The sequence below is a fragment of the Rhodococcus sp. EPR-147 genome (assembly GCF_001647185.1).
Lineage (GTDB): Bacteria > Actinomycetota > Actinomycetes > Mycobacteriales > Mycobacteriaceae > Rhodococcoides.
Genome location: NZ_LVCU01000341.1, coordinates 1 through 2,563, shown reverse-complemented (window position 1 = coordinate 2,563; position 2,563 = coordinate 1). Strand labels below are relative to the sequence as shown.

General features: G+C 65.0%; 4 protein-coding genes. 2 read left to right on the top strand and 2 right to left on the bottom strand.

Features of this window, described 5'->3' with window-relative positions:
* Window positions 1-728: M56 family metallopeptidase (locus tag A2J02_RS15670; RefSeq protein WP_068051065.1), on the bottom strand; the 728-nt coding region annotated here is incomplete at its 3' end.
* Complete coding sequence (locus A2J02_RS15665; RefSeq protein ID WP_008720466.1) at window positions 725-1,102, bottom strand: BlaI/MecI/CopY family transcriptional regulator; 378 nt, start codon at window positions 1,100-1,102, stop codon at window positions 725-727. The genes A2J02_RS15670 and A2J02_RS15665, both read right to left, overlap by 4 nt.
* Window positions 1,103-1,530: 428 nt before the next feature.
* Here A2J02_RS15665 and A2J02_RS15660 point away from each other — a divergent pair, with 428 nt between their 5' ends.
* Together A2J02_RS15660 and A2J02_RS15655 are read left to right on the top strand one after the other, a co-directional pair.
* Window positions 1,531-1,890, top strand: coding sequence for a MerR family transcriptional regulator (locus A2J02_RS15660; protein ID WP_008720465.1), 360 nt, complete (start codon window positions 1,531-1,533; stop codon window positions 1,888-1,890).
* 297 nt (window positions 1,891-2,187) lie between these two features.
* Window positions 2,188-2,563: ArsR/SmtB family transcription factor (locus A2J02_RS15655; RefSeq protein WP_068051063.1), on the top strand; the 376-nt coding region annotated here is incomplete at its 3' end.

Genomic DNA, 2,563 nt, shown 5'->3' with positions numbered 1-2,563 from the left:
CCACCGAGTAGCGCCCGCCGACCATGGGAGCGGGCAGCGCTGTCGTCCGCGCACATCTCGAGCAGCAGGGCGATCTCGGTCGCCCCGTCGCGGAACAACCGCATCCATGGAGCTGCCGCGGCGAGTCCGCGAACAGAGGCGAGCAGCAGGTGATGGCGACCGATTAGGTGAGCACGTTCGTGCGCCAAGACGGCGCCTAACTGATCCGGGACGAGTGCATCCAGGGCACCAGTAGTGATCACGATGGTCTTCGGACGGCCAGCAACGCAGTAGGCGAGCCGATCCGCGGTGTCGACGACCACCGCGTCGGTACCGGGCAGGCGTTGGCCGATCACCCTCGCCGTCCGGGCGTGGCGAAGCGTGTGCGTTCGCATCCGCAGCATGCCCCGCCCAGCCCTCCACACCACCAACGGAAGCGCCGCCGCAGCGACCGCGGAGACTGCTATCAGTGTTCCCTGAAGCAGTGCTGCGGCACGGCCGTCGATCGACCGGAGCACCTCGACGACGCACGCTGACACCCAGTGAGCGTCTCTGTTCCAATGCACCGCTTCGGCGACGAGCATGATCGCCGCGCCGGTCCAGGTCAGGATCACCACCGCCATTGCTGCACTCCAGGCAGCTATCCCGAGCTGCGGAGCGATGCCCCGGCGGGTCAGTCGCGCGAGCACAGGCGGACCGGCTACCGAGACCACGAGCCCGTAGAGCAGCAGGCACAGAGTCAGAGTCATCGCGACTGGCCGGGGTCGGTCAGTCTGCGCAACGCTCTTCGCACACGCTCCGACTCTTCGTCGCTCATCTGCTCGACGAAATGGGTGAGCACCAGGTCCGACTTGCCGCCCGCAGCGAACGCGTGACGCATCAGCCGGGCACTGTGCTCCTCGCGAGACAACGTCGGCCAGTAGTCGAACGCCTTGCCCCTACGGGTGCGCTCCAACCAGCCCTTACGGTGCAGGTTGTCCATCGTCGACATCACCGTGGTGTAGGCAATCACCCGCTGCTCGGCCAATTCGTCGAACAACTCCCGCACGGTGCTTCGCGCACCGCGGGCCCACAGGCGATCCATCACTACCGCCTCGAGTTCACCGAATCCGTTCACCCGCACCTATCGCCTCCTGCCCTGTCGTCTCCTGATCCTAGGGTCGTCGGTAACACGACATCTACTATCTATGTACGTACTCAGTATATGGTCGTGATGTCCCGTCTCCTCGGGACCAGAATTGAGGGAGATTCCGATGACCGAACTGATGACCAACCTGCAGACGTGGTGGGATTGCCAGATCATGATGGCCACCGGCATGTGTGGGGACATGTGCGCCGCAATGATGTGTTGCTGACCGGCTGACGACCTGCGATAGGATACTTCCCCCGACTTCCCGAAAGTCGGGGGAAGCTTGCCGGGCGAGCCTCTCGCGCGGCGTCGTACAGAACGAATCGACAGGGCGAGCGCAGTCTTTGACGATTGCGTACGGACGAAGACCAGGCTTGCCGAAGCCCTGCTGATCTGATCTCGTAACTCTCCTCGGCGACGGGGTGCCGGCGACGACGCTGCGCTTCCACGAAAGCGAGGGGCTGCTGCCGGCGGACCGAGCCCCGAACGGGTACCGCGTCTACGACAAACGAGCACAGCAACGGTTGGCGTTCATCACCGCCGCGAAAAGCTCGAAACTGACGCTGCCACAGATCAAGACGATGCTGCGCGCATGGGAGAACGACTCCTGCGCCGCTGTGAAGACCGGGCTGCGGCCAACACTGCGCGAGCACATCACCCGGGAGGAGGAGTCGATCGCGCAGCTCACCGAGCTGCATGCCGCAATGACCGGTGCGTTCGATCGTCTCGACGACACTCCCGACGCGTCGGCGCGCCGTTCGACCCGCAATGCAGCTGGTTGACCTCGGCCTCCTCGCCGTCTCGGACGGATTCGGCGAGTAGGGAATCGAAAGCGCCTTCGTAGCAGGTGCCACCGCGATCGGGAAGTCGGCGATCTCGACCGCGCCGTACGGAGCAACTGCGGTTTGTCGCGTGCGTCCGCAGGTCCGGTGACCGGGTCCCACACCACGGAGGTGTTCTTCGTCGTGCCGTCGTCCTGTCTCAGTACGGCACGACGAGGATCGGACTCGTGCCGACGAGACCGGGGCCGAGCATTCACGCATAGCGATCATACCGGGCTTAGATGCTATCATCGTTGCATGACGATCAATAAGGATGGCCGCCTGCCCGGCGGTTCCACGTCGACTTTCGATGCGGCAGTGTCGTTGTTCCACAGCCTTTCCGATGCGACACGGTTGGCTATCGTTCGCCGTCTCGCCAGCAGGGAGGTGCGTGTAGCGGACCTGGTGAGCGAGCTGGGGCTGGCACAGTCGACGGTATCGGCGCACATGGCGTGCCTGCGGGACTGCGGATTGGTCGTCGGTCGCCCCCAGGGCCGGCAGGTGTTCTACTCCCTCGTCCGGCCGGAACTGTTGGACCTGCTCGCTTCGGCCGAGACCCTCCTCGCCGTCACGGGGAACGCGGTGGCACTCTGCCCGGTTTACGGCACCGCGCCCGCCGGGTCGGCGGTGACCG